The sequence below is a fragment of the Bacteroides sp. NSJ-48 genome (assembly GCF_014287405.1).
Classification (GTDB): Bacteria; Bacteroidota; Bacteroidia; order Bacteroidales; family Bacteroidaceae; genus Bacteroides; species Bacteroides stercoris.
Genome location: NZ_JACOOD010000014.1, coordinates 78,241 through 103,946 on the forward strand (window position 1 = coordinate 78,241; position 25,706 = coordinate 103,946).

Annotated in this window: 27 protein-coding genes and 1 pseudogene; 24 read left to right on the forward strand and 4 right to left on the reverse strand. The window is 53.3% G+C overall.

All coding sequences use genetic code 11. From position 1 onward, the window contains the following. Window positions 1-19: 19 nt before the first annotated feature. From H8S52_RS08770 to H8S52_RS08805, 8 genes are all read left to right on the forward strand, one after another. Window positions 20-1,672 carry a fimbrillin family protein gene (locus H8S52_RS08770; RefSeq protein ID WP_013610854.1) on the forward strand — a complete coding sequence of 551 codons (1,653 nt, stop codon included), beginning with the start codon at window positions 20-22 and terminating at the stop codon, window positions 1,670-1,672. 196 nt (window positions 1,673-1,868) lie between these two features. After that, window positions 1,869-2,111, forward strand: a complete 243-nt coding sequence (locus H8S52_RS08775) for a hypothetical protein (protein WP_229115746.1) — start codon at window positions 1,869-1,871, stop codon at window positions 2,109-2,111. 34 nt (window positions 2,112-2,145) lie between these two features. Beyond that, entirely contained in the window at window positions 2,146-4,479 is a 2,334-nt protein-coding gene (locus tag H8S52_RS08780; protein WP_106625252.1) for a hybrid sensor histidine kinase/response regulator, read from the forward strand. Further along, complete coding sequence (locus tag H8S52_RS08785; RefSeq protein ID WP_106624784.1) at window positions 4,476-5,783, forward strand: sigma-54 dependent transcriptional regulator; 1,308 nt, start codon at window positions 4,476-4,478, stop codon at window positions 5,781-5,783. Before H8S52_RS08780 ends, H8S52_RS08785 begins: the two co-directional genes overlap by 4 nt. Window positions 5,784-6,079: 296 nt before the next feature. After that, window positions 6,080-6,499 carry a dihydrofolate reductase family protein gene (locus H8S52_RS08790; protein ID WP_162864709.1) on the forward strand — a complete coding sequence of 140 codons (420 nt, stop codon included), beginning with the start codon at window positions 6,080-6,082 and terminating at the stop codon, window positions 6,497-6,499. A gap of 256 nt (window positions 6,500-6,755) precedes the next feature. Then, window positions 6,756-7,379, forward strand: coding sequence for an RteC domain-containing protein (locus H8S52_RS08795; RefSeq protein ID WP_106624783.1), 624 nt, complete (start codon window positions 6,756-6,758; stop codon window positions 7,377-7,379). Between the two features lie 147 nt (window positions 7,380-7,526). Further along, a complete protein-coding gene (locus tag H8S52_RS08800; RefSeq protein ID WP_106624782.1) occupies window positions 7,527-8,975 on the forward strand; it encodes a Fic family protein in 1,449 nt (482 codons plus the stop codon). Window positions 8,976-8,977: 2 nt separating this feature from the next. Continuing rightward, window positions 8,978-9,430 carry a hypothetical protein gene (locus tag H8S52_RS08805; RefSeq protein ID WP_106624781.1) on the forward strand — a complete coding sequence of 151 codons (453 nt, stop codon included), beginning with the start codon at window positions 8,978-8,980 and terminating at the stop codon, window positions 9,428-9,430. A gap of 57 nt (window positions 9,431-9,487) precedes the next feature. Here H8S52_RS08805 and mobC read toward each other — a convergent pair whose 3' ends face one another. The 4 genes from mobC to H8S52_RS08825 form a co-directional block, all read right to left on the reverse strand. Continuing rightward, window positions 9,488-11,494 carry a conjugal transfer protein MobC gene (gene mobC, locus H8S52_RS08810; protein WP_117512749.1) on the reverse strand — a complete coding sequence of 669 codons (2,007 nt, stop codon included), beginning with the start codon at window positions 11,492-11,494 and terminating at the stop codon, window positions 9,488-9,490. A gap of 36 nt (window positions 11,495-11,530) precedes the next feature. Beyond that, on the reverse strand, window positions 11,531-12,781 hold the full coding sequence (mobB, locus tag H8S52_RS08815; protein ID WP_106624779.1) for a conjugal transfer protein MobB: 1,251 nt from the start codon (window positions 12,779-12,781) through the stop codon (window positions 11,531-11,533). Further along, window positions 12,760-13,263, reverse strand: coding sequence for a conjugal transfer protein MobA (mobA, locus tag H8S52_RS08820; RefSeq protein ID WP_106624778.1), 504 nt, complete (start codon window positions 13,261-13,263; stop codon window positions 12,760-12,762). The genes mobB and mobA overlap by 22 nt, the downstream gene beginning before the upstream one ends. A 127-nt stretch (window positions 13,264-13,390) precedes the next feature. Next, the gene (locus tag H8S52_RS08825; protein WP_186909651.1) at window positions 13,391-13,639 is read right to left on the reverse strand and encodes a hypothetical protein; all 249 of its coding nucleotides are present in this window, start codon (window positions 13,637-13,639) and stop codon (window positions 13,391-13,393) included. Between the two features lie 43 nt (window positions 13,640-13,682). Here H8S52_RS08825 and H8S52_RS08830 point away from each other — a divergent pair, with 43 nt between their 5' ends. From H8S52_RS08830 to H8S52_RS08905, 16 genes and pseudogenes are all read left to right on the forward strand, one after another. Then, complete coding sequence (locus tag H8S52_RS08830) at window positions 13,683-14,732, forward strand: ParA family protein (protein WP_008655872.1); 1,050 nt, start codon at window positions 13,683-13,685, stop codon at window positions 14,730-14,732. Window positions 14,733-14,734: 2 nt separating this feature from the next. Beyond that, on the forward strand, window positions 14,735-15,172 hold the full coding sequence (locus H8S52_RS08835) for a DUF3408 domain-containing protein (RefSeq protein WP_008655879.1): 438 nt from the start codon (window positions 14,735-14,737) through the stop codon (window positions 15,170-15,172). Window positions 15,173-15,174: 2 nt separating this feature from the next. Next, window positions 15,175-15,528: a DUF3408 domain-containing protein gene (locus H8S52_RS08840; protein ID WP_008655882.1), complete on the forward strand. Its 354-nt coding sequence runs from the start codon at window positions 15,175-15,177 to the stop codon at window positions 15,526-15,528. Window positions 15,529-15,543: 15 nt separating this feature from the next. Continuing rightward, entirely contained in the window at window positions 15,544-15,786 is a 243-nt protein-coding gene (locus tag H8S52_RS08845; protein ID WP_008655884.1) for a DUF3408 domain-containing protein, read from the forward strand. Then, window positions 15,783-16,499: a hypothetical protein gene (locus H8S52_RS08850; RefSeq protein WP_008655886.1), complete on the forward strand. Its 717-nt coding sequence runs from the start codon at window positions 15,783-15,785 to the stop codon at window positions 16,497-16,499. The genes H8S52_RS08845 and H8S52_RS08850 overlap by 4 nt, the downstream gene beginning before the upstream one ends. A gap of 204 nt (window positions 16,500-16,703) precedes the next feature. Then, window positions 16,704-17,030 carry a DUF4134 domain-containing protein gene (locus H8S52_RS08855; RefSeq protein WP_008655888.1) on the forward strand — a complete coding sequence of 109 codons (327 nt, stop codon included), beginning with the start codon at window positions 16,704-16,706 and terminating at the stop codon, window positions 17,028-17,030. 11 nt (window positions 17,031-17,041) lie between these two features. Then, complete coding sequence (locus H8S52_RS08860) at window positions 17,042-17,374, forward strand: DUF4133 domain-containing protein (RefSeq protein ID WP_075559428.1); 333 nt, start codon at window positions 17,042-17,044, stop codon at window positions 17,372-17,374. Next, on the forward strand, window positions 17,371-19,875 hold the full coding sequence (locus H8S52_RS08865) for a TraG family conjugative transposon ATPase (protein ID WP_032941012.1): 2,505 nt from the start codon (window positions 17,371-17,373) through the stop codon (window positions 19,873-19,875). The genes H8S52_RS08860 and H8S52_RS08865 overlap by 4 nt, the downstream gene beginning before the upstream one ends. Before the next feature lie 55 nt (window positions 19,876-19,930). Further along, window positions 19,931-20,293: pseudogene (locus H8S52_RS08870) on the forward strand (DUF3876 domain-containing protein); the annotation flags it as partial. A gap of 122 nt (window positions 20,294-20,415) precedes the next feature. Next, the gene (locus H8S52_RS08875) at window positions 20,416-21,045 is read left to right on the forward strand and encodes a DUF4141 domain-containing protein (RefSeq protein WP_008655894.1); all 630 of its coding nucleotides are present in this window, start codon (window positions 20,416-20,418) and stop codon (window positions 21,043-21,045) included. A 3-nt stretch (window positions 21,046-21,048) separates the two neighbouring features. After that, the gene (gene traJ / locus H8S52_RS08880) at window positions 21,049-22,053 is read left to right on the forward strand and encodes a conjugative transposon protein TraJ (protein WP_186909652.1); all 1,005 of its coding nucleotides are present in this window, start codon (window positions 21,049-21,051) and stop codon (window positions 22,051-22,053) included. Between the two features lie 118 nt (window positions 22,054-22,171). Beyond that, window positions 22,172-22,795 carry a conjugative transposon protein TraK gene (gene traK, locus H8S52_RS08885; protein WP_186909653.1) on the forward strand — a complete coding sequence of 208 codons (624 nt, stop codon included), beginning with the start codon at window positions 22,172-22,174 and terminating at the stop codon, window positions 22,793-22,795. A gap of 6 nt (window positions 22,796-22,801) precedes the next feature. Then, complete coding sequence (locus H8S52_RS08890; protein WP_186909654.1) at window positions 22,802-23,119, forward strand: TraL conjugative transposon family protein; 318 nt, start codon at window positions 22,802-22,804, stop codon at window positions 23,117-23,119. Next, window positions 23,100-24,461, forward strand: a complete 1,362-nt coding sequence (gene traM / locus H8S52_RS08895; RefSeq protein ID WP_186909655.1) for a conjugative transposon protein TraM — start codon at window positions 23,100-23,102, stop codon at window positions 24,459-24,461. The genes H8S52_RS08890 and traM overlap by 20 nt, the downstream gene beginning before the upstream one ends. Window positions 24,462-24,514: 53 nt before the next feature. Continuing rightward, entirely contained in the window at window positions 24,515-25,516 is a 1,002-nt protein-coding gene (traN, locus tag H8S52_RS08900; RefSeq protein ID WP_186909656.1) for a conjugative transposon protein TraN, read from the forward strand. A gap of 2 nt (window positions 25,517-25,518) precedes the next feature. After that, a partial coding sequence (locus tag H8S52_RS08905) for a conjugal transfer protein TraO (protein WP_186909657.1) occupies window positions 25,519-25,706 on the forward strand: 188 nt, incomplete at its 3' end.

A 25,706-nucleotide genomic window follows, 5' to 3' on the forward strand; every position in this document is an offset into this window, starting at 1 on the left:
TATTTAGTCCTTTAAGAATATGAAGATACAAAACATATACCACCTCTTGCAAGCTGCGTTGCTCCTGCTGCTTGTATCCTGCACGCAAGAAGAGTTCCCTGCCGTGCAAGACAAGGCGCAGCAACTGACAATCTCCGTTACCGATGGCGGATATACATCGGCTGTTGAGAATATGAAAACCCGTGTCGAGACCCGTGCCGTGGAGAACGGCTACACCACCGAGTTCACCGAAGGCGATGCCTGCGGATTCTACATGGTGCGCGGCGGAAAGCCGGTTTATTCAAACGTGAAGCTGACAGCCGAAAAGGATGCCGCCACGGGCGGCATCATGTGGAAAACCGACGGTACGACGCTTGCCGCCGGAATGGATGGAGAGAGCTACTACCTCTACTATCCTTATCAGGCGGACATGGCGGGCAAGACTGCCACACCTGCGGAGGGGGCGGTCATGACCGATGCCGAGTTCTTCAAGCCGCTCATTGATGGCTGGCAACCCGGGGACGACCAGAGCACCCATGCCGCTTACACCGCCTCCGACCTGATGACAGCCGGAGGCTCAACGACAGGGACGGGCAACACCATCCACCTCTCTTTCGCCATGAAACACCGCATGGCGTTGGCCGTCATCGAGATGCCGAAGACCGTTTACAAGTTTATCGACGCGAATGTTCCCGACTACACCGTGGGGGCAGAAGCTACGTTCACAGGCACCGCCAAGCCGCTGCGCATGGCTGACGGCACTTACCGCTACTTGGTGCACTCGTCCATGCCGACTATCGAGGGATGTTATGACGGGGGGAACAGGGAGTTTACCATCACCACGTCCGCGTCCCATCCTGTCGTAGGGGAATACAAGAGATACAAGGTGGACGGCGCGGCGGAAACCATAAAGAACGTCACCTATGCCGAATCGGGCATTGCCCGCATCGGAGACTTCTACTGCACGAAAAATAACGGTACGACGGGGTATCTGATTCCGAAAGAGGCGGACGAAACGACGGTGCAGGCGGCTAAAGTCGTCGGCATCGTTTTCCAGACGGACAAGAGCCGTATCGGTGCAAAGGAAAAAGAGAAGTTAGGCGGAGAAGGTAATGTCCATGGCCTTGTCATGGCTGTGAAGAATATCGCGACAAGACAAGCGTGGGGCCTTTTCGGTATGGATGAGGGGCTTACAACATGCAGGACGAAAGCCGATAACTACAACGACATCAGCGGTTACGGAAATTGCGAGCATATCCGCACCAATCGCGGCAACTTCGACAGTTATCCCGCATTCAAGGCCGCCTATGATTATAACACGACCTGTCCGGTTCCTGCGACCACGACCGGCTGGTATCTTCCAGCCTCCGGCCAATGGTGGGACATCCTGCAAAATCTGGGCGGTTGTCCGGCTTTGGCGGACGTTACCCAGCAAACCTCGCCAGACATCGCTGGAGAATTCCTCTGGAAGAGCCAAGGAGATGTTCCCGCCGCTTTGAACAAATGGATGGAGAATATCGCCGTTGGGGACAAGGATACATTCAACAACCTCGTCTCGTTTTGTTCGTCTTCGGAGCACTCGAAGTACCACACATGGTACTGGATTTTGAACAACTTCCAAGGCATGGTGCGCTGCATCTGGGCAAGTAAATTCGACGGCAGTGACAATGTGCGTCCCGTCCTTGCTTTCTGAGAAACCGGTGTACTGACGACTGTTTCCAAAAGCTGTTAGGACAGTATCCGGATAAAGAAAGGAGGAAGTGTTGTATGCTCTTCTTTCTGTTGGGAGAAGAAGAATAGAAAGATATTGTTGAGTTTTGTTGCAGGTCGAGCTTGCAAGGTCTGCCGTGGTGAGAATTTGCTTTTTTAAAGGATAAGAAGTGATACGTATGGAAAAGAAACGAATGCCATTGCAGCATAAAATCATTTTCGGATATATCATCTTAGTGGCGGTCATAGGCAGTATGATCGCCATTTTGATATATGAGCGGCGGCAGATGCGGGAGGTGGAAGGCGGCGTGGCACGGCTGTGGAGGATGTACGAGGACATATACACCACCCATCGCCACGTCACCGGGCTTGCCCTGCAAGGCGAGGCTGCGGCAGGATGGAGTGATGCAGAAAGAAGGTGACGGACAATAAGGAAAACAGGATATGGAAACGGGAATGACAGACAAGAGGCAAGGGAGGCATACTGAACATCTCCGCACGAAGATAGCCGCAGGATATATATTGATATTCCTGCTGGTGGGCGGTATCGTGCATTTATGGGTCGACGAGTGGCGGAAGCTGGAGACATTCGAGACGGAGAATCATCGGATAAACGCCCTGCGTATGGAGGTGCATGACGTGTATGTACGTGTGGTGGAACTCTCCCTGCTCGGCGAGACCGTACTGGAATGGGAGGTGGCGGACGTGGAGGAATACCGGGACAAGCGGCAGGCGGTGGACAGCCTACTCTGCCGCTTCAAAAACATCTACCCTGCGGAGCGTATCGACAGCGTGCGGCGGCTGTTGGAAGACAAGGAGAAGCAACTGTGCGGCATCATGCGTGTGCTTGACGAGCAGGAGGACATCAATGAAAGGATTGCCGAGCGTGTGCCTGTCATCGCATGGAAGAGTACGCAGGAAGAGCCGAAGAAAACGAAGCGCAAGGGACTGTTCGGGATATTCGGCAAGAGGGAAAAGCCGGAACCGACCGCCACAACCACCATGCTCTACACGCTCAACCGTGACATGATAACGCAGCAGAAGGCGCAGAGCCGCCGCCTTTCCGATCACGCCGACAGCCTCGCCGCACGGAACGCGGAACTGAACCACCAACTGCAAACCTTAATCAAGCAGATGGACAAAAAAGTGCAGACCGACCTTTTGAGGAGGGAAGCGGAGATAACCTTCATGCGTGAACGCTCGTTCATGCAGATAGGCGGTCTGACAGGATTTATACTCCTACTGCTGATAATGTCATACATAATCATCCACCGCTACGCCAGACGGATAAGCCGCTACAGGCGTGAGACGACCTCGCTGATAGCGCAACTGAGCGAATCGAATAGTATGAACGGGAAGCTGACCGCCACCCGACAGAAGACGATGTACACTATCACCCATGAGCTGCGTACACCGCTGACCGCCATACACGGCTATGCGGAACTGATACGGAAAAGCGGTACGGCAGAAATCCAACACCATGCGGGAAGCGTGCTGCAAGCCTCCAAGCGGATGATAGCCATGCTCAACTCCCTGTTGAGTTTCTTTCGGTTGGAAAACGGAAAAGAGAGAATGAACATTTCCCCGTTCCGCCTGCAAAGCATAACGGACGTACTTGAAGCAGAGTTCCGACCTATGGCAGAAAGCAAGGATTTGAAACTTATCGTGGAGAACAGTACCGATGTTATTCTTATGGGTGACAAAGAGCGCATCATGCAGATAGGCGACAACCTGCTTTCCAATGCCATAAAGTACACACAAGCCGGAAGCGTATCTTTCCATTCGGGTTATGACGGAAAGACGCTTGCCCTTATCGTGGAGGACACGGGCAGCGGCATGAGCGAGGAAGAACAGCAACGGGTATTCGGTGAGTTTGAACGGCTCTCCAATGCCGCCACGCAGGACGGCTTCGGGCTGGGGCTGTCAATCGTCAAACGCATCGTGGATATGATGCACGGCAAAATCCGTTTGGAAAGCGAAAAAGGCAGGGGCAGCCGTTTCACGGTGGAAGTCCCCATGAATACGGCGGATGGCATTTCCGATGAAGAAAAGTACAAGCCGGAACGCCGTTTTGAACGGTCATTCTCGGTCATTGTGCTGGACGACAACGACATTCTTCTTTCGATGGTAAGGGATATGTACGCCCACTGTGGCATCCGTTGCGATGCGTGTGACAACACGGGTGACTTGATGGAGGCAGTACGCACACGAAATTATGATTTGCTGATTACCGACTTGAAAATGCCGGAAACCAACGGTTACGAGGTGTTGGAACTGTTACGTTCATCCGACATTGGCAACTCCAAGACCATTCCCGTAATCGTGGCAACCGCTTCCGGCAGTTGTACCGAAGAGGAATTGTTGGTACACGGTTTCACCGCCTGCCTGTTCAAGCCTTTCGATATGGCGGAACTGATAGATGTTTCAGAAAAATGCCTTTTACAGAAAACAGATGTGGAAGAATATCCCGACTTGTCCTCCCTGCTTGCCTATGGGAATAAAACTGCCATGCTCGACCGCCTGATAACCGAAACGGAAAAGGATATGCAAGCCATGAGGGAAGCCTTTGGACGACTTGACCGCAAGGCGTTGGACGAACAGGTACACCGCCTGCGCAGTTCATGGGCGGTAATACGTGCGGACGGACCATTATGGAAACTGCATGAACTTCTGCATCGTGATGAAAAATGTTCCGATGAAGAATTGCGCCATTCCGTAAACGGAGTGTTACGCATGGGTACGGCAATAATCGAACTGGCGAGGAAGGAAAAGAAGGAGGAAGTCAGATGAAAGTGTATGTGATTGAGGATAATCCCGTCTATAACGATTACGTCTGCAACCTGCTGAAAAAGGAGGGCTTCGACACGATGCAGGCATACCATCTTTCAACCGCAAGGAAACTGTTGGCAAAAGCGGAAGATGATGACATCGTGCTTGCAGACTTACGCTTGCTCGACGGTGAGAGTATCGACCTGCTACGCTGGATGCGTGCCAATGGCAAACGGCAACCTTTCATTGTAATGACCGATTACGCCGAGGTACATACGGCGGTGGAGAGTATGAAACTCGGTTCTTCCGACTATATACCCAAACGGCTGGTAGAGGACAAACTCGTTCCGCTTGTCCGTTCACTGCACAAGATGCAGGAAAAGAAGAAACACTCCCAAGTCCCCATCTTCACACGTCAAGGCAAGGCATACCAAGAAATCAAGAGGCGTGTCCGCCTTGTCGCTCCCACACGGTTGAGCGTATTGATACTGGGCGAGAACGGAACGGGCAAGGAGCATATCGCACAGCACATCCACGCCCAAAGCAAGCTGTCGGACAAGCCGTTTGTCCCGGTGGATTGCGGCTCATTGTCCCCGACGCTGGCTCAATCCGCTTTCTTCGGTCACAGGAAAGGGGCTTTCACGGGTGCTGACAACGACAAGACAGGCTATTTTGAGGAAGCCGACGGCGGCACATTGTTCCTTGACGAGGTGGGCAACCTCTCGTTGGAAACACAGCAGATGCTGCTCCGTGCCATACAGGAACGGCGTTACCGTCCCATCGGGGCAAAGGAGGACAAGACCGCCAATGTGCGGATAGTGGTGGCGACCAACGAGGACTTACAGAAAGCTGTAGCCGATAAACGGTTTCGGGAAGATTTGTTCTACCGCCTGAAAGAATACACGATAACAGTACCGCCATTGCGTGATTGCCAAGAAGACATACTGTCATTGGCGGAGTTTTTCCGTGAAACGGCAAACAAGGAGTTGGGACGCAACATTAAAGGCTTCACAGTCACCGCCCGTAACGCCCTGCTCACCTATCCGTGGCCGGGCAACGTGCGTGAATTGAAGCAAACCATTCAGACGGCGGTACTGCAAGCCCAAAACGATACCATAACCGTGGATGATCTGGAAATCGGCAGTGAACAAACGACCTTTCCTACCAGTTTTACATTAAGGAATGATGAGGAGGACAAAGAACGCATCCTGCGTGCCTTGAAACAGGCAAAAGGGAACAAGAAACTCGCCGCCAAGATGCTCGGCATCGGCAGATCAACGCTGTATAACAAGCTGGACGAATATGGATTGAACGAAGAAAACTGACCGGATATGCCTGCAAATGAAGATAATTCGCTATCTTTGCGGCATATTTAAGAGAAAAGCAGGCGACTGGGAAGCCATTCGCCGATGATATATAGACATAAGACCGCAAGGCGTTTCTGATGGGAATCTGGAAAATTAACATCGAAAGAAAACATTGCGTGATTGCTTATGCTATGCCTACGCATAGCGTGCATTCACCTATTTTCTTTCAAGGCATTCCAGAGCCTCCATCAGAAGTAGCGTGGATTGCACGCTACTTTTTTTGCCTCGCCGCAAACGATAAAAAGGAAACCATTATGGGAAAGGTACAGATACTTGCCATACTTTCGATGGACGGATGCCTTTCGGAGCTGAACCCTAAAAAACGGTTGTTCAGGAGCCCCGAAGACTACGGTATGGAGGAGATACGGGGCAAAGCCCTTTACAGGCTGACACCCGACTACACCATTTCGATACTGCAAGACCAGCGGGAGAAAGAGGACGACACCTGCTATCTGCTGGAAGCGGATGCAAAGACAGTGGGATATGCCAACGGGCTGATACGGATGAACGCGGTGGATGAGATCATCATCTATATCATGCCGTGCATCATCGGAACCGGCGACCACTTTTTCAAGTCCGGCCTGTTCCCGACTGACTGGACATTGGCGGAGAACCGGAAATATGGTGGCGGCATAATCCGCCTGACATACCGGAGAAACAGGAAACGCCGTTGAGATACCGATGTGTCCGGCCTGTGGACACATTTTTAAGGGATGCGTGCCCGAAAAATGCACAGATGCCCAAAGTCTGGACACATTTTTCAGAGGCAAAAATCCGGGTTAAAAATATTTTTCAACCTTATACAACTGTAAGCCAGTGTGATACCGAATCATACCGGCTTTTTTCCTGCTTGTCGGTGAACACTTTGCACTATCAGTATATGTGCGCACACTGACAATCAAGTGTTAAACCCTCAAACAGGAAAAGAAAATGAACTACCTCATACTGGCGGAAACCGAGTTTTTCGCCCTGATAAACGGAGCCGGGAACGGCAACAACATGGAAGCTGCCTATAACGGCTTTGTGGAATCGGTCATATCACTGTGCTACGGGAACGGCAATAGTGCAGATGCCGCAATCGCAATGGCTTACGCCGAAAACGAATTGCAGCACCATCATACACTGTATGAAGATTCAGAGAACAGCGTGAATCTGTTTGTCCGCAAAGCCCTCTCCTTCATACGGAAGATGCAGAAACACGCTGCCGCAGACCACATCCAAGTGCCACCACTATCCGCTATCCGTACCTCCACCAATAACACGACCGAAAACCCGGCCTCGCCCCTGCAATGGACGGGCAACGCCATCGACCTCGTGGAACTTATCTACGGCATCAATGAAATGGGCTGTATCAACAACGGTGAAATGCCGCTCAAACAGCTTGCCCCGCTCCTGTACCGGATATTCGGCATCGAAGCCAAAGACTGCTACCGTTTCTACATCGACATCAAACGCCGGAAGAACGAAAGCCGCACTTATTTCCTTGACAGGATGCAGGAGAAACTCAACCGAAAGATTCTGCGTGACGAGGAGCTGGAACGGATGAGAAGATAGTCTGTACCATAGACAAGACAGAGGGTGACGGGGTGTCATCCTCTGATTTTTTATAGGCTATCCATGCCATGCAGATACTTTTCTCCATCTATTCGCCCGAAAGCCAGCGAAAAACACTACATTTGCATTTACGTTACAGATTCATATATGATTATAGAAAACCTCGATATAGTAAAACGGCTGATTGACGAAAAGGAAAACGGGCAGGTGGAGTTCAAGGAAACCACCGGTCAGTTGGAGCGCGGCATGGAAACCCTTTGCGCCTTCCTGAACGGGAACGGCGGCACGGTGCTGTTCGGTGTGAACGACAAGGGAAAGATTATCGGACAGGAAGTGAGCGACAAGACCAAACGGGATATGGCGGAGGCCATCAACCGACTGGAGCCGGTAGCAATGGTACGAATATCTTATGCTCCACTGCCGGACAGTGAGAAGAAAGTAATTATTTTCCGTGTTGAAGATTCAACGCTCAACCGTCCGTTCTGCTATAAAGGGCGACCCTATATGCGTGTGGAAAGCGCGACAACAACGATGCCGCAGACTGCATATAATGACTTGCTGTTGCAGCGTGACGGTAACAGATACCGCTGGGAACTTTTAGAGAACAGAAACCTAACCTTGCAGCACTTGGACACCAACGAGGTGTTGAAGACAGTAAGGTTAGGTATAGAATGCGGCCGTCTGCCGGAGGATACAGGTACTGACGTTCCTGCCATATTAGGGAAGTTCGGGCTATTGAAAGACGGGGTGTTGAACAATGCGGCAGCCGTGCTGTTTGGAAAACATGAGGATATGGAATATCCCCAATGCCTGCTCCGGTTGGCACGTTTCAAGGGCACGGACAAAACTGTATTCATGGACAGCCAACGCATTCAGGGGAACTTTTTCCAACTGCTCAACGCGGCAATGGCATTTATATTCAAGCATCTTTCCTTGTCCGGCACAACCGACACATTGGAACGGGAGGAGCATCTGACCATCCCCTACAAGGCGATAAGAGAAGGAGTGTTGAACAGCCTTACCCACAGGTCGTACAAAGAAGCCGGCGGTTCGGTGGGCATAGCCATTTATGATGACCGCGTGGAGATAGAAAACCCCGGCACTTTCCCGCCCGACTGGAATGCGGAGAAAATGAGGTCAGAGCATGAATCGAAACCACAAAATCCATTGTTGGCCAATGTCCTGTACAAGCGGAAGGTTCTGGAAAGCTGGGGACGCGGCATAGGACTGATGATGTCCGAGTGTCGCAAAGCCGGATTGCCCGAACCTGAATACAGGATATGGGCGGACAGTGTAACGCTGATATTCAAATGTGAGGTTACAAACCGACCAAGCACCGACCAGGCACCGACCAAGTACCGACCAAGCACCGACCAAGTCCTTGCTTTGGTGAAAATACTGAATGAGCGTGAGTTGTCCGTAAAAGAAATAATGGAGGCATTGGAACTGAACCATCGCCCCACATTCAGGACAAACTACTTGCATCCTGCATTGAATGAGGGCTATGTCATACCATTGTATCCGGAACAGCCGAGCCATCCGAAACAGAAATACCGCCTTACAGAGAAAGGCTTGGAATTGTTGAAACAGCAATAGGCATGGCGAAAAAGAAGAAAAAACAGCAGGGGCACTATTGCCGTATCTGCGGCGACTACAAGGCGAACGAGAAGTTCAGCGGCAAAGGTCACGCGCAACATATCTGCAAGAGTTGCATGTCCGCCATGCGCAGCGGCAAGAATCCGGAGGATATTCTGCCGGAGCCGTTGCCCGTGAGCCGTGAAACGACACGTTTCAAGAAACTGGACAAAGAGGGAAAAGCCGTGTTAAAAGCGTTTATTTCCGAAGTGGTAACCGAATACTGGCAGGAAAACAGACAGATACCGTTTGCGGAAAGTTTTTCCGAACTTAAAAAGTATATTATCGGAACCTATGATGAGGAATGCGGCATACTCCTGAAAGATGACGCGGAACTGAAGACCTACTTTCAGACCCATACGATAACGACCATAAACAAACTGCTGAAAGAAGAGAATCCGAAAAACGAAGGGTAAAGATAACCGGCGGAACAAGGTATCAAACTTGCCCCGCCCGTTTTTGTCGCCTACCGGTTATTTCTGCTGCAACAGATGTTTCAGATTTTCGTCACCCGCGATACGCTCCAGCTCGTCTTTCACGATCTGTTTCACCTCCTCCTTGATGCGCCTGTAATTCGCCTGTACCGTTTCTTTCATGCAGTCGTTGCCGTTTTCGTCAGTAAAATCGGTAATGACGGGTATCGGCTTGTAGGCTTTCTCCTCGCGCTTCACCTTCCCTGCATCCACGACAATCTCACAGTGGAAAATCTTCTGCTCGATACGCTCGCCATAGTTGTCGGACACCGAACCGACAAACATTCCCTGTGTCAAGCCGGAAATCTTGCTCGGCGGGATAAGCGCGTCCATCTGCGTGTTGATGGAGGTGGAAACATCCTGCCGGTTTATGGAGATGGACTGCCGCTTCTGCAACACCTTTCCAAACCGCTCCGAAAGCGTCTTGGCGGTATCGCCCACCACCTGACCGGAGAAGATGTTGCCTACGGTATTCATCACCACGGCGGCCTCCTTGTCACCGTAGTCACGTTTCAACTGCGAGAAGTCCTGAAATCCCAGACACACGGCAACCTTGTTGCTTCGCGCGGTGGCGATAAGGTTGTCCAGCCCCTTGAAGTATATAGTGGGTAGCTCGTCGATGATGACCGATGACTTCAACATACCTTTCTTGTTGATGAGCTTGACGATACGGGAATTATACAGACCGAGAGCCGCCCCGTAGATGTTCTGACGGTCGGGGTTATTACCCACACAGAGTATTTTCGGTTCTTTCGGATTATTGATGTCCAGCGTAAACTCGCTGTCCGACATCACCCAATAGAGCTGTGGGGAAATCATACGTGACAACGGGATTTTCGCCGATGCGATCTGCCCCATCAACTGCTCGGCTGCCCCTCCGAGCCATGCGTCCATGAACGGTGAAAGATAGTTCTCCAGTTCAGGATAAGAGGTCAGAATCGGGAAAATATCCTCGTAACGGCGGTTCAGGAACTCGATGGCATGGGGGAACGTGCAATACTTGCCATTCTGAAAAATTTTGAGATACCAGATGATAGCCGCGAAGAGAATGATTGGCGATTCCACAAAGAAGTCGCCCTGCTTCTGCACCCAACTTTTATTTAAGTTGAGCATAATAGTATAGGCACTCTCGTAAGCGTCCGTTATGTCCTCCATGAAATCCGGGTGAATGGGATTACAACGGTGCGAGCGTCGCGGGTCGTCAAAGTTTATCACGTAGAACTTCGGCTTCACCTTGTAGCCCTCCGGGTGGTTCAGCAGATGGTTATAGGCAATAGTCGAAAGGTCAGGATACTTGAAGTCGTAGATGTATTGACTAAATCCCTTCTCAATCTGCTGCTTGATAAAATTATTTACAACCGCGTATGACTTCCCGCTGCCCGGCGTACCCAACACGATGGACGCCCGAAAGGGATTAACCACGTTGATCCAGCCGTTGTTCCAACGTTTCTTGTAATAGAAGCGTGTGGGCAGATTGACCGAATACTCGCTTTCGATGAGCCGTGTCTCCTGCATGAAGCTCTCGTTCTCGTCGTTGAACACATCGTCCATCAGGTTGTGCTTCAACAGGCGGCTCATCCACAGACCGCCCATCAGCAGGCAGACATAGCCCGCCGAGAGGGTGAAGATGTACAGCCCGGCGATAGCTTCCACCGGCAGCGGCAACACCAGTATCCACCAGTTGAGGAAGAACAGCACGAACCCTGCGGCAAGCATCGTCCATATCTTTTCCCAAGTGATTTTCTCCCCTTTCACGCCTTTCGTCCCCAGACAGGACAGGGCAAGCAGGAGGACGGCGAACAGCTTCGTGTAGAGGATAGTACGGAACAGCCCCGCCGTGCGGTCGAAGTTCATCAGTATCCTGTCCACCACGCCGATGTCCACACCCCACAGCCGTATGGCTTCGTAGCAGAACCAGTACACGTTCATGACCACTAAAATAATACTCACGGCACGCAGGAAATCCATGATTTTCGCCAGTGCCCTCAAATCGTCTTCTTGTGACATAAATTGAAAATTTTTGATTGTTCGTTGATACTTTGTTTACATTCCCAAGCCCTTGCGTCTCTTCTTTTTTCTCTTGCGCTGCATCGCCCGGATAAAGGCTTCCTCCTCGGCATCCACAGCCGGACCCTCGGGTGAAAGCAAGCCGACACCGCCAACCGTGTTCTCATAATCCGGAGCGGTCTGCCCGTGCTGTTCCTCCCCGGTTTCCAGCGGAATGGACAGTGGAATCGGCGGCTGTCCGGCGTAAGGCAGCGTGAAATGTTCCTGCAAGGCATTGGCCGAAAGTTCCTTGCCCATGCGAGAGCCGTTCAACACGCATCCCGTGCGGTGGTCGATGAACGTGGCCCCATAGATGCGCCCTTCCTCCGTGTAACGCAATATGGTGTCGATGCCCTTGGCTTTGAGCATGGCGATGAACTTTTCCTTGTCATACGTTGCGGCAAGTACGGAAAGGACGGTGCGCTTCGTCATGTCGGCGAGCTTTTTATCCTTGACCTCTTGCTTGGAGCGAACAAACTTCCTTTCTACGGCTTCATAGCCGACAGCCTTTCCGAAAAGTGAGGATTTGAACGGGTTGCCTACCTTATTGCCGGCATCGTCCGTAGCGGAGTACACCAATCCATAATACTCACGCCCGCGCACATTGCCCCGCACTTCCTCCACCGTCACATTATACAAGGAAAGAAGGGCGCGGTATTCGCCCATCGTCTGGAAACGGTACTGCTTGTTGAGAGCCTTGACCGTGTTCCCCACCTGCCTCTTCACATCGCCAGCCGAAGCGTCCACCTTGTGCAGCGGCGTGTCAAGACGTGGTTTCCTCCGCTCCGCATCGTGAAGCCCGTACTTCCGTTCCAGCTCGCGGGTTATCTGCTTGCTCCGGTAGAAGTTATTGCGCATGTCTATACTCCTGCCGTTCCCGTCCACCCTGACCGTCACGATATGCAGGTGGTGGCGGTCGATGTCCTCGTGCTTGAAAACAAGGTAAGGCTGGTTGCCGAACCCCATCTTTTCCAGATACTCGCGGGCGATGTCCTGCAATTCCGTGTCGGTCAGCACATCCTCGGGATGCGGATTCAGCGAGATATGCACCACCGGCTTTTCCACTTTCATCTGCGGCGGCAGGAAGGTGAGAAAGCCCTCCATCGCCTTGTTGATGTCCACCGTCCCCGTGCCGTCATTGAAGATGCGGTTGGTGGTAAGCAGCCTGCCTTTCGCTTCGTTAATCTTCTCCCCGTTGTAGGCGAGTGCGCCGTACAACGAGTTCCCTACACTGATTTTTGCGACCATTTCGCCTCCATTTGAGTTTCACTCTTCTTCAAACGCGACTCGGCAGAGTCCAAACCAGTTTGGCTCTGCTCTCGCTGCTCTTTCAGTTCCCTTGAAAGTTCCACAATCTCACGGCTCAATTTCACGAGTTCCACGGTCTGTTGCTCCAGTTTGTAGAGCAACGCCATCGCCTTTTTCTCGGAGAAATGGCAGCGCAACTCCTTCACGACTTGGTTGTAGTTCGTGCCTATCGCGCGGAACTGCGCATGAAAATCGGACAGTTTGGTGTAGTAATCCACCAACGTCTTGTCCACTTTCAGCACCTTGAACGGCTGCCCGAAGAAGTGCGCCTTGATGAAAACCGACTTGGCGTAAACGCCCGACTTCTCGAACATGGCGAGGAAACGGTTGTGTTCCTCTTCATTGAAACGGATGGTGTAGCGATGCACCGCCGGATCGAGTTTGGGATTTCTCCCGGTCTTGTTCTTTCTTTTCTCACTCATATAATTTGGATTTAGCGGTTTGACGGCATAAGCCGCCGCTTAGGGGCACAGCCACCGCAGGTTTGAAAGGCTTCCCGACTTCGGAGGGGAAGCCCGCCCCCCGGGGGCAAGGCGTTTTCATGGCTGCTCAAAATGTTTTGAGCGGCTGAAAACATACCTTGCTATGTTCAGGCGAACATAAAAATCCGCCTTCGGACGGATTGGGGGAATGCCTTTCAAACTCCGGGCTGCGCCACCTGCGGCGTACCCTGCCGTTCGGGTGCAAAGTTAGGGCGATAAAGCCATGTATGACAGAGGTGTAAGTGTGCCAGATAGTGCCAACCGGCGCAACATGCTGCCACTTGCCGGAGAAGTGATGCAGATTCAAAAATATCATTGTTTATTTGCAGCGTGATTCAAGAAACGAACGATTTGAAGATATGAGAAACGGAACATTAAAATACCCGCAAAACCGCTTCGTCAAGCATTTGCCGAAACGGATTTCCAAACAATCGGCAATTCGGTTGTCCGACGATTTGGTGAAGTATGGATTCAATGACTTCATGACGCAATGCCGTCATTCACCGTTTGTCCGGTGCAACGTTTCACCACAGAACCGGATACGTGACGACCCGCCGGCGCGTGTAATCACGGAAGCGGATGGCGCGACAGCCAAATCCGCAAGGAAACAGAAAATTCAATCATCAACAATTAAAACAAATGGAACCATGAACAAGGAAATCTTCGTTGCATTCGCAACACAAAAAGGAGGCATCGGCAAATCCACCGTCACGGCACTTGCCGCCAGCTACCTCCACAACGTGAAAGGCTACAATGTCGCCGTCGTGGACTGCGACGACCCGCAGCACAGCATCCACGGCCTGCGTGAGCATGAAACGGGACTCATCGACAGCAGCACCTATTTCAAGGCTCTCGCGTGCGACCATTTCCGCAAAATCAGGAAGAACGCCTACACCATCATCAAAAGCGATGCGGTGAACGCCCTCGACGACGCTGAAAGAATGGTTGCCGCCGAGGATGTGAAACCCGATGTGGTGTTCTTCGACATGCCGGGGACACTCCGGAGCAACGGCGTGATAAAGACGCTCTCGCAGATGGACTATATCTTCACACCCCTTAGCGCTGACCGTTTTGTCGTGGAGAGCACCCTGAAATTCGTCACGATGTTCCGCGACAGGCTGATGACGACCGGACAGGCGAAGACAAAAGGACTGTACCTGTTCTGGACGATGGTGGACGGCAGGGAGCGGAACGACCTGTACGGCATCTACGAGGAGGTGATTGCCGAAATGGGCTTCCCGGTGCTTTCCACCCGCCTGCCCGACAGCAAGAAGTTCCGCCGCGACTTGTCGGAAGAGCGCAAGAGCGTGTTCCGCTCGACCATCTTCCCAATGGACACCTCCCTGTTGAAGGGGAGCGGCATCCGTGAGTTTTCCGAGGAGATAAGTGACATCATCAGACCGCAGTGAGCATGGGCAGCAGGAAAGTGAACACGGAAGGCATCGACGAGGAGCTGTTGCTTGCCTCCATCGGGCGGCGCACCCTTGACGGGACATCGCGCCCCACGCAGGAAGTTCCCGTAGCACCGGCCGGAGAAAGCACCGCCGTACCGGAGCCGCCACCCGCGCCACCCGTGACCCGGGAGAAAGCGCAGAGGGACGGCATCCGCCGGAAAAGGCCGGAAGAGGACTATAATGAGCTGTTCCTGCGCCGCAACGAGATAAAGACCCGCCAGTGTGTCTATATCAGCCGCGATGTTCACGGTAAAATCCTCAAGATAGTGAACGATATCGCCGGAGGGGACATCTCGGTAGGCGGCTATGTGGATACCGTGTTGCGCCGGCATCTGGAGCAGCACAAAGAGAGAATAAACGAATTATACAAAAAACAACGTGAAGATTTGATTTGAATATGATAAAGGAAAAGAACCCTAAGAGAAGATTGCCGCAACAAGGCGGTAACGGTATGTTTGCCCAAGTGCAGACGAGTGTGGAGATTACATCGTCCATTTCAATCCATGGCAAATGCAGCGAGAAAGAGTATGAACGGCTGTTCATCCGAGAACCCGAAGTAAAGGCGCGTGAGGGGAAGATGGCGTATGTGCGCCCGGAGTTCCACGAACGCATCATGCGCATCACCCGCGTGATCGGGCATGACAGGCTGTCTCTGTCCGCCTACATCGACCATGTGCTTGCGCACCATTTCAAACAATGCGAGGAGGCGATAAAAAGCCATTACGCAAAGAATTACAATCCGGTATTTTAACCATCAAAAAGAAACATGAAAAGAAAAAAGAATGATTGTCGCGCCTTCCTGAAAAAATCAGGCTTCAAGGCAAGGGACGGGAAACAGGTGTACATCAGCAAGGATATTCATGACAAGATAGCCATGATTGTCCGCCTGCTTGGTAATGGAGAAGTCACGATTGCCGATTTCACCGAGAACGTGGTAAGGGAATACCTCCGTACCCACCGTGACGAGCTGAACCGTATGTTGAACGCAGTCCCCAAAGTAGAACTATGAGCATGACGATGATTCTGCTGGCCGTATCGGTCGGCTGCAACCTCTGGTTCCTGTTCCTGCTACTCTATGACCGCATTATGGACACAAAGATTGCCCGTTTCTTCAAGGGCATTGTGAAAGTATGGAGGTCGTTGGAAGAAACGGAAAAAGGGCGGCAAACGGCACATACCAAACTTCCTGCGAGTGACAATGACATCATGGGCAAGAGCCGTTTCAAAATGGCATCAACCCGGACAAACGCTGCCATACCGGTGCAGGAAGCTGCCATTTCGGAAAAAGGCATTGAGCTGTCGGAGGAAGAGGCTACTTTTGACGACGGAAACAGGAAAGCCGCCACCCATTCCACACAAGTCCCGGAGGACAAGCTCGAAGAAACCTTCACGAGCATGACACCGGAGGAGATGGAATACGGGGAAGACGAGCCGGAGGACGACGCTTCGGACGCACCTCGGGCATCGGGAAGCAGTTTTGACGAGATTGACGATGCGGTAAGGACAGCCAAGAACCCGGAGGCGACCCGTACAGAGCGTGAAAAGGCGGCAAAGGTCTTCGCCGACATGGAAGGCACGGAGCTGTACGACAAAATGATGGAAGGCTCCTCGGAGATAGCTGTCCGTATCAAGGGGCTTATCGAAATCCGGCTGAAGAAGCCTAAAAAGGAGTTCGTCGTGCCTGACAACATCGAGGAGTTCGACATCCGCAACTATGTGTAACGACAACTAAAAAAAGAAATGGAAATGAAAACGTAAAACGACACCCATGCGGCGAGGAAGCGCAAGGCGCATCCGGTTCGCAACGGACAGCCCAAGTCCGTGGAAACAAACGGGCATACCACTGAACCAAAGAAAAGTAATCAAGTATCAACCGCCCGACAAAGGACCATCCACTCTTTCGACGGCACAAAACAAGAACATTTTATGAACAAGAACATCAAGAACGCTTTGACAAGCAAGAAATCAATCCTTTCAGCGACACTTGCCATCGCCGCCACCGTCTCCGTTTTCGCACAGGGCAACGGTCTGGCAGGCATCACGGAAGCCACCTCTATGGTCACCAGCTATTTTGATCCGGGCACTAAGCTCATTTACGCCATCGGCGCGGTAGTCGGGCTTATCGGAGGCGTGAAAGTGTACGGGAAATTCTCTTCGGGAGACCCCGACACGAGCAAGACTGCCGCCTCATGGTTCGGAGCCTGCATCTTCCTGATTGTAGCCGCCACCATCCTGCGCTCGTTCTTCCTTTAATATGATAATGTATGGCTGAATACCCGATAAACAAGGGTATCGGCCGTCCGGTCGAGTTCAAGGGACTGAAAGCCCAGTACCTCTTCATCTTCTGCGGAGGTCTGCTCGCTCTCTTCGTCCTGTTCGTCATCCTCTACATGGTCGGCATCGGCCAGTGGATATGTATCGGCTTCGGTGCGGTATCGTCCTCCGTCCTCGTATGGCAGACCTTCGCGCTGAACGCCCGGTACGGCGAACACGGGCTGATGAAGCTGGGAGCTGCACGGAGCCATCCCCGATACCTTATCAACCGGCGGCGGATCACCCGATTATTCATACGGAAACGAAAGGAAGAAACAAAATGAGAAATACATCGAAAATGACGACACTGGAAAACAAGTTCCCGCTGCTGGCGGTGGAACACGGCTGCATCATCTCCAAGGATGCCGACATCACGGTAGCTTTCGAGGTGGAACTGCCGGAGCTTTACACCGTGACGGGTGCGGAGTACGAGGCGATACACGGCTGCTGGTGCAAGGCTGTCAAGGTGCTGCCGGACTTCTCCGTCGTCCACAAGCAGGACTGGTTCATCAAGGAACGGTATAAGCCGGAACTGGATAAGGACGGGATGAGCTTCCTCTCGCGGAGCTTCGAGCGTCACTTCAACGAGCGTCCGTACCTGAAGCACACGTGCTACCTCTACCTGACCAAGACGACAAAAGAACGTAACCGGATGCAGAGCAACTTCAGCACGCTGTGCCGGGGGCATATCATCCCGAAGGAACTGGACGGGGAAACCGCCGCGAAGTTTCTGGAGGCAACGGAGCAGTTCGGGCGCATCATGAACGACAGCGGTTTTGTCAGGCTGCGCCGCCTCTCCACCGATGAGATTGTGGGGACGGACGGCAAAGCCGGACTGCTGGAGCGGTACTTCTCGCTACTGCCCGAAGATAACGCCACGTTGCAGGACATCGAGCTTTCGGCAAGGGAAATGCGCATCGGCGACAACCGCCTGTGCCTGCACACCCTTTCCGACGCGGAAGACCTGCCCGGCGCGGTGGCGACAGACACCCGTTACGAGCGGCTGTCCACCGACCGCTCGGACTGCCGCCTCTCCTTCGCTTCCCCCGTGGGGCTGCTGCTATCCTGCAACCACATCTACAACCAGTATGTGATTATCGACAACAGCGAGGAGAACCTGCAGAAATTCGAGAAGTCCGCCCGCAATATGCAGTCGCTCTCCCGCTATTCGAGGAGCAACAGCATCAACCGCGAGTGGATAGACCAGTACCTGAACGAAGCCCATTCCTACGGTCTGACCTCTGTACGGGCGCACTTCAACGTCATGGCGTGGAGCGACGATGCGGAGGAACTGAAGCATATCAGGAACGATGTAGGAAGCCAGCTTGCAAGCATGGGGTGCGTACCCCGCCATAATACCACCGACTGCCCGACGCTCTACTGGGCAGCCATGCCCGGCAACGCGGCGGACTTCCCTGCGGAGGAGAGTTTCCACACCTTCATCGAACAGGCGGTGTGCCTCTTCACGGAGGAAACCAACTACCGCAGTTCGCTCTCGCCTTTCGGCATCAAGATGGTGGACAGGCTCACGGGGAAACCGCTGCACCTCGACATCAGCGACCTGCCGATGAAACGGGGCATCACGACCAACCGTAACAAATTTGTGCTGGGTCCTTCGGGCAGCGGCAAGTCCTTCTTCATGAACCATCTCGTGCGCCAATATTACGAGCAGGGTGCGCACGTGGTGCTGGTGGACACCGGAAATTCCTACCAAGGGCTGTGTGAAATGATACGGCGTAAGACGAATGGGGCCGATGGAGTGTATTTCACATACACGGAGGAAAAACCCATCAGTTTCAACCCGTTCTACACCGACGATTACGTGTTCGACGTGGAGAAGAAGGACAGCATCAAGACGCTGCTGCTGACGCTATGGAAGTCGGAGGACGACAAGGTGACGAAAACGGAGAGCGGGGAACTGGGCAGTGCCGTGAGTGCCTATATCGGGCGCATCAAGGCAGACCGCACCATCGTCCCCTCGTTCAACACCTTCTACGAGTACATGCGCGACGATTACCGCAGGGAACTGGCGGAGCGTGACATCAAGGTGGAGAAGTCCGACTTCAACATCGACAACATGCTCACCACCATGCGGCAATATTACCGGGGCGGGCGTTACGACTTCCTGCTCAACTCCACGGAGAACATTGACCTGCTTTCCAAGCGGTTCATCGTTTTCGAGATTGACAGCATCCGCGACAACAAGGAGCTGTTCCCCGTGGTGACCATCATCATCATGGAAGCCTTCATCAACAAGATGCGCCGGTTGAAGGGCGTGCGCAAACAGCTGATATGCGAGGAGGCGTGGAAGGCGCTGGCATCGGCGAACATGGCGACCTACATCCAGTACCTCTACAAGACGGTGCGCAAGTATTTCGGGGAGGCAATCGTGGTGACGCAGGAGGTGGACGACATCATCAGCTCACCAATTGTCAAGGAGAGCATCATCAACAACTCGGACTGCAAGATACTTCTCGACCAAAGGAAATATATGAACAAGTTTGATACCATACAATCCTTGTTGGGGCTGACGGAGAAGGAGAAGTCGCAGATACTCTCCATCAACATGGCGAACAACCCTTCAAGGCTCTATAAAGAAGTGTGGGTCGGACTTGGCGGCACGCAGTCGGCGGTCTATGCCACAGAGGTGAGCACGGAAGAATACCTCGCCTATACGACTGAGGAAACGGAGAAGGTGGAGGTGTACCGTCTGGCGGAACAGCTGGGCGGCGACATCGAAGCCGCCATCCGGCAACTTGCCGAAAGGCGGAGAAACAAGCAATAAGCAATCAATAACCAGTAAAACAGATTTATCAACGAACTAAAAAAGAAAAATGCGTATGAGTGTATCAAGAATGAAAATGCTGCAAGTCAGCAAGTGTTTAATCGGGTTGGCGGTCATGGCGCTGCAATCCTGTGAGACAGCGGACAACTGCCGCGACCAACTGTGCGGGAACTGGGAAAGCGTGGAGGGCAAGCCCGACGTGCTTATCTACAAGGAGGGCGAAGCCTACAAGGTGACGGTGTTCAAGCGGAGCGGACTGCGCCGCAAACTGAAACCGGAGACCTACCTCTTGCAGGAGGAGAACGGCAACCTGTTCATGAATACCGGCTTCCGCATAGATGTGTCCTACAACGAGGCAACGGACATCCTTACCTTCTCGCCGGGCGGGGACTATATACGTTCCGCAAAGAAAGCGGAGGACGATATGGAACATTCCGGATTGTCATTTTCCAAAGATATGGACGGGGCTTCGTTTTCGGAATTGAACGACATCTTCAAAGAGTACGATAAGAAATAATCAACCGCTAAATCCAAAGAAACATGAGAACAAGAATAACTCTTACCATCTGCCTGTGCCTGCTCCTCGCGGGCAGGGCAAGCGCACAGTGGGCGGTGATAGACCCGTCCAACATCGCGCAGAGCATCGTGAACACCTCCAAGAACGTGGTGCATACCTCGACCACCGCCACGAACATGGTGAAGAACTTTCAGGAGACCGTAAAGATTTACGAGCAGGGCAAGAAGTATTACGACGCGCTGAAATCGGTGAACAACCTCGTCAAGGACGCACGCAAGGTGCAGCAGACCATACTGATGGTGGGCGACATCACGGACATCTACGTGACCAGTTTCCAACGGATGATGCGCGACGACAACTTCACGGTGGAGGAACTCGGAGCCATCGCCTTCGGCTACACGAAGCTGTTAGAGGAATCCAACGACGTGCTGACGGAGCTGAAGAACGTGGTGAACATCACCACGCTCTCCATGACGGACAAGGAGCGCATGGACGTGGTGGAGCGGTGTTACTCCAAGATGAAGCGTTACCGCAACCTCGTGGGATACTACACCAACAAGAACATCAGCGTGAGCTACCTGCGTGCGAAGAAGAAAAACGACCTCGACCGCATCATGGGGCTGTACGGCAGTATGAACGAAAGATACTGGTAGCCTATGGAGTTCGACAACCTTCACCAGATTCTGCGCTCGCTCTATGAGCAGATGATGCCGCTGTGCGAGGACATGGCGGGCGTGGCGAAAGGCATCGCCGGGCTGGGCGCGTTGTTCTATGTCGCCTACCGGGTATGGCAGTCATTAGCGAGAGCCGAGCCGATAGACGTGTTCCCCATGCTGCGTCCTTTCGCGATAGGCTTGTGCATCATGTTCTTCCCCACCGTGGTGCTGGGCACGATAAACAGCGTCCTCTCGCCCATCGTGCAGGGCACGGCGAAGATGCTGGAGGCGGAAACGCTGGACATGAACCAATACCGGGAGCAGAAGGACAAACTGGAGCATGAGGCGATGATGCGCAACCCCGAAACCGCCTACTTGGTGTCCAACGAGGAGTTTGACAAACAGTTGGAGGAATTGGGTTGGTCACCTTCCGACATGGTGACGATGGCGGGGATGTATATCGAACGCGGGATGTACAGCATGAAGAAGAACATCCGCGACTTCTTCCGCGAGATACTGGAACTGATGTTCCAGGCCGCCGCCCTCGTGATAGACACCATCCGCACGTTCTTCCTCGTGGTGCTGGCGATACTCGGCCCGATAGCCTTCGCCATATCGGTGTGGGACGGCTTCCAAAGCACGCTCACGCAGTGGATATGCCGCTACATACAGGTCTATCTGTGGCTGCCCGTGTCGGACATGTTCAGCACCATACTCGCCAAGATACAGGTGCTGATGCTGCAAAGCGACATCGAGCGTATGCAGGCTGACCCGAACTTCTCGCTGGATTCGAGCGACGGGGTGTATATCGTGTTCATGATAATAGGCATCATCGGCTATTTCACCATTCCGACGGTGGCGGGCTGGATTATCCAAGCCGGAGGCATGGGCAGCTACGGGCGCAACGTGAACCAGACTGCCGGACGTGCCGGAGGGTTCGCGGGCAGCGTGGCGGGTGCAGCCGCAGGCAATGCCGTGGGACGCATCGGCAAGCTGCTGAAATGAACATGACGGGGCGTGTATCCCTTGTCGCCGACTCGACCGCCTCTTGTCGCCGACAAGCGGGAACCACTCCGGACACAACAGGAATAATAACGAATAACAATAAACCGAACAGAATAAAATGGAATTCAAGTCACTTAAAAACATCGAGTCATCGTTCAGGCAGATACGCCTGTTCGGTATCGTCTTCCTCTCGCTGTGCGCCGTGGTCACGGTATGGAGCGTGTGGAGTTCCTACCGCTTCGCGGAGAAACAGAGGGAGAAGATTTATGTATTGGACAACGGCAAGTCGCTGATGCTGGCACTCTCGCAGGACCTGTCGCAGAACCGTCCGGCGGAAGCGAGGGAGCATGTGCGCCGCTTCCACGAGCTGTTCTTCACGCTCTCGCCCGAAAAGAGCGCGATTGAACACAACGTGAAGCGTGCGCTGCTGCTGGCAGACAAGAGCGTGTATAACTACTACTCGGACTTCGCCGAGAAGGGGTACTACAACCGCATCATCGCCGGGAACATCAACCAGGTGCTGAAGGTGGACAGCGTGGTGTGCGACTTCAACGGCTATCCCTACCGTGCCGTGACCTACGCCACGCAGAAGATCATCCGGCAGAGCAACGTCACCGAGCGCAGCCTCGTGACCACCTGCCACCTGCTCAACTCGTCCCGTTCGGACGACAATCCCAACGGATTTACCATCGAGGGGTTCACCATCATCGAGAACAAGGATTTACAAACCATCAAACGCTGACAGGACATGAAGAAAATCAGGAAATCGCTGTGGAGTGCCTATTGGAAACTCCACGACAAGAAGAAAATGCTGGCGGCAAGGCTCAAAGGCTACTTGGACAGCTTACCGCCAAAGGCACATAAACGCATCGTGCTGGCAATGCTCGCCGCCTTCGCCACGCTTGCCCTCTACACCTTCGGCAAAGCCCTCTATGACATTGGCAGGAATGACGGCAGCCGTATGGTGACAGAACATGCCGGACAGGTGGGACTGTCCGTAAAGCCGGATAAGAACAACCATTTTACACCTAATTATAATAGTACGTATGGAACAGACGAAGATTGAGAACAATACAGGGGACAAGCCGGAAAGTACGGCTGCGCCCGACAGCGGTAAGCCGAAGAATGAACGCAAGCCGCTGACCGAAGCCCAACGGCTGAAACGGCAGAAGATGATAGTGCTGCCCGCCATGGTGCTGGCGTTCATCGGGGCGATGTGGTGGATATTCGCGCCCTCCTCCGACAAAGGGCAGCAGCCGGGTGTGAACGGCTACAACACTGAGATGCCCGATGCGGACAAGGAGAACCGGCTCATCATCGGCGACAAGGCGAAAGCCTACGAACAGGGTGCCATGGAGGAACGGCAGGAGAACCGCAGCCGCGCCATGCAGCAGTTGGGCGACCTGTTCGACCGCGAGGTGGCGGAAACGGACGGCGGCAGGGACTTCGACCTTGCCAATCCCGGCGGAAAGGAAGAACCGGAGAAGTCCGCACCGAAGACTATCCAATCCTCCGCAGCCGCCTACCGTGACCTCAACGCCACGCTCGGCAATTTCTACGAACAGCCGAAGAACGACAATGCGGAGATGGACGAACTGCTGGAGCGTATCGCATCGCTGGAATCGGAACTTGAAAGCGAGAAGGGCAAGGCATCTTCTATGGATGACCAAGTGGCACTCATGGAAAAATCCTACGAGTTGGCGGCAAAGTACATGGGCGGTCAGAACAACGGCAAGCCGGAAACCATGCAGGCGGCAGAGCCGTCTCCCATGCGGAAAGCCGGAAAGAATAGGGCGACCCCTGTCAGGCAGGTGGCGCATCAGGTGGTGTCCTCGCTCGGACAGCCGATGAGCAATGCCGAGTTTGTCGCCTCCTTTTCGCAGGAGCGCAACCGCAGTTTCAACACGGCGGTGGGCGTCACGACCGTATCGGACAGGAACACCATATCGGCGTGCGTCTATGGGGCGCAGAGCGTGACGGACGGGCAGGCGGTCAAGTTGCGTCTGCTGGAGCCTATGGCAGTGGCGGACAGAATCATTCCCCGAAATGCTGTGCTGGTAGGTGCTGCCAAGATTCAGGGCGAACGGCTTGGCATCGAAATCACCTCGCTGGAATATGACGGGACGATAATCCCGGTGGAGTTGGCGGTCTATGACACGGACGGACAGCCGGGCATCTTCATCCCGAACTCGATGGAGATGAACGCAGTCAGGGAGGTTGCCGCCAACATGGGCGGCTCGCTCGGCAGCAGCATCAATATCTCCACCAACGCAGGGGCGCAGCTCGCCTCCGACTTGGGCAAGGGGCTGATACAGGGAACAAGCCAGTACATCGCCAAAAAGATGCGTACCATGAAAGTACATCTGAAAGCCGGATACAGGGTCATGCTCTACCAAGACAGGAACTGAAAACAGAAAAAGTAACAACATCCAATTTTTATTTACCACTAAAATCCAAAGTAATGAGAAAAACAATCATGATGCTTGCCCTCGCTATGGGCATCGCGACTGCCAACGCGCAGGAGAATGTGACCGTTGGAGAAAACAACGGAAGTGAACAACAGACGGACGGACAACCGACCTTGACAAAGGAGGTCTATCCGCAGAAGGAGGCGGACGGCGACCTGTATCACGGGCTGACCAAGAAGCTGACCTTTGACCGCATGGTTCCTCCGCATGGCTTGGAAGTGACCTACGACAAGACCGTCCACGTCATTTTCCCCTCGGAAGTGCGCTATGTGGATTTGGGCTCGCCCGACCTGATTGCGGGCAAGGCGGACGGGGCGGAGAACGTCATCCGCGTGAAAGCTACCGTGAGGAACTTCCCGAACGAGACCAATATGTCCGTGATAACGGAGGACGGGAGTTTCTACACCTTCAACGTGAAGTACGCCGCCGAACCGCTGCTGCTCAACGTGGAGATGTGCGACTTCATCCATGACGGCGAGGCGGTGAACCGTCCGAACAACGCGCAGGAAATCTATCTGAAAGAGCTGGGTAGCGAAAGTCCCATGCTGGTGCGCCTTATCATGAAGTCCATTTACAAGCAGAACAAGCGTGAGGTGAAACACATCGGCTGCAAGCGTTTCGGCATCCAGTACCTTCTGAAAGGCATCTACACGCACAACGGGCTTCTCTATTTCCACACGGAAATCAGGAACCAAAGCAACGTGCCTTTCGATGTGGACTATATCACGTGGAAAATCGTGGACAAGAAGGTGGCGAAGCGTACCGCCGTGCAGGAGCAGATCATCCTGCCGCTCCGTGCGCAGAACTATGCCACCTGTGTGCCGGGCAGAAAGAGCGAGCGCACGGTATTCACGATGGCGAAGTTCACCATCCCCGACGGCAAGTGCCTCGTGGTGGAGCTGAACGAGAAGAACGGAGGCCGTCATCAGTCCTTCGTGATTGAGAACGAGGACTTGGTACGTGCGGGTACCATCAACGAACTTCAAGTGCGCTGACCATGAGAAAGCACATCGCAATCATCATCGCGTCGCTTGCCCTCTTCACGGGGCAGGCGCACGCCCAGCGGTGCCTGCCGAAGATGCAGGGCATCGAATTGAGAGCTAACCTTGTGGACGGTATGCGTTTAAGTGGCAACAATGGCGGTTACAGTTTCGGGGCGGCTCTCTCCACCTACACGAAGAACGG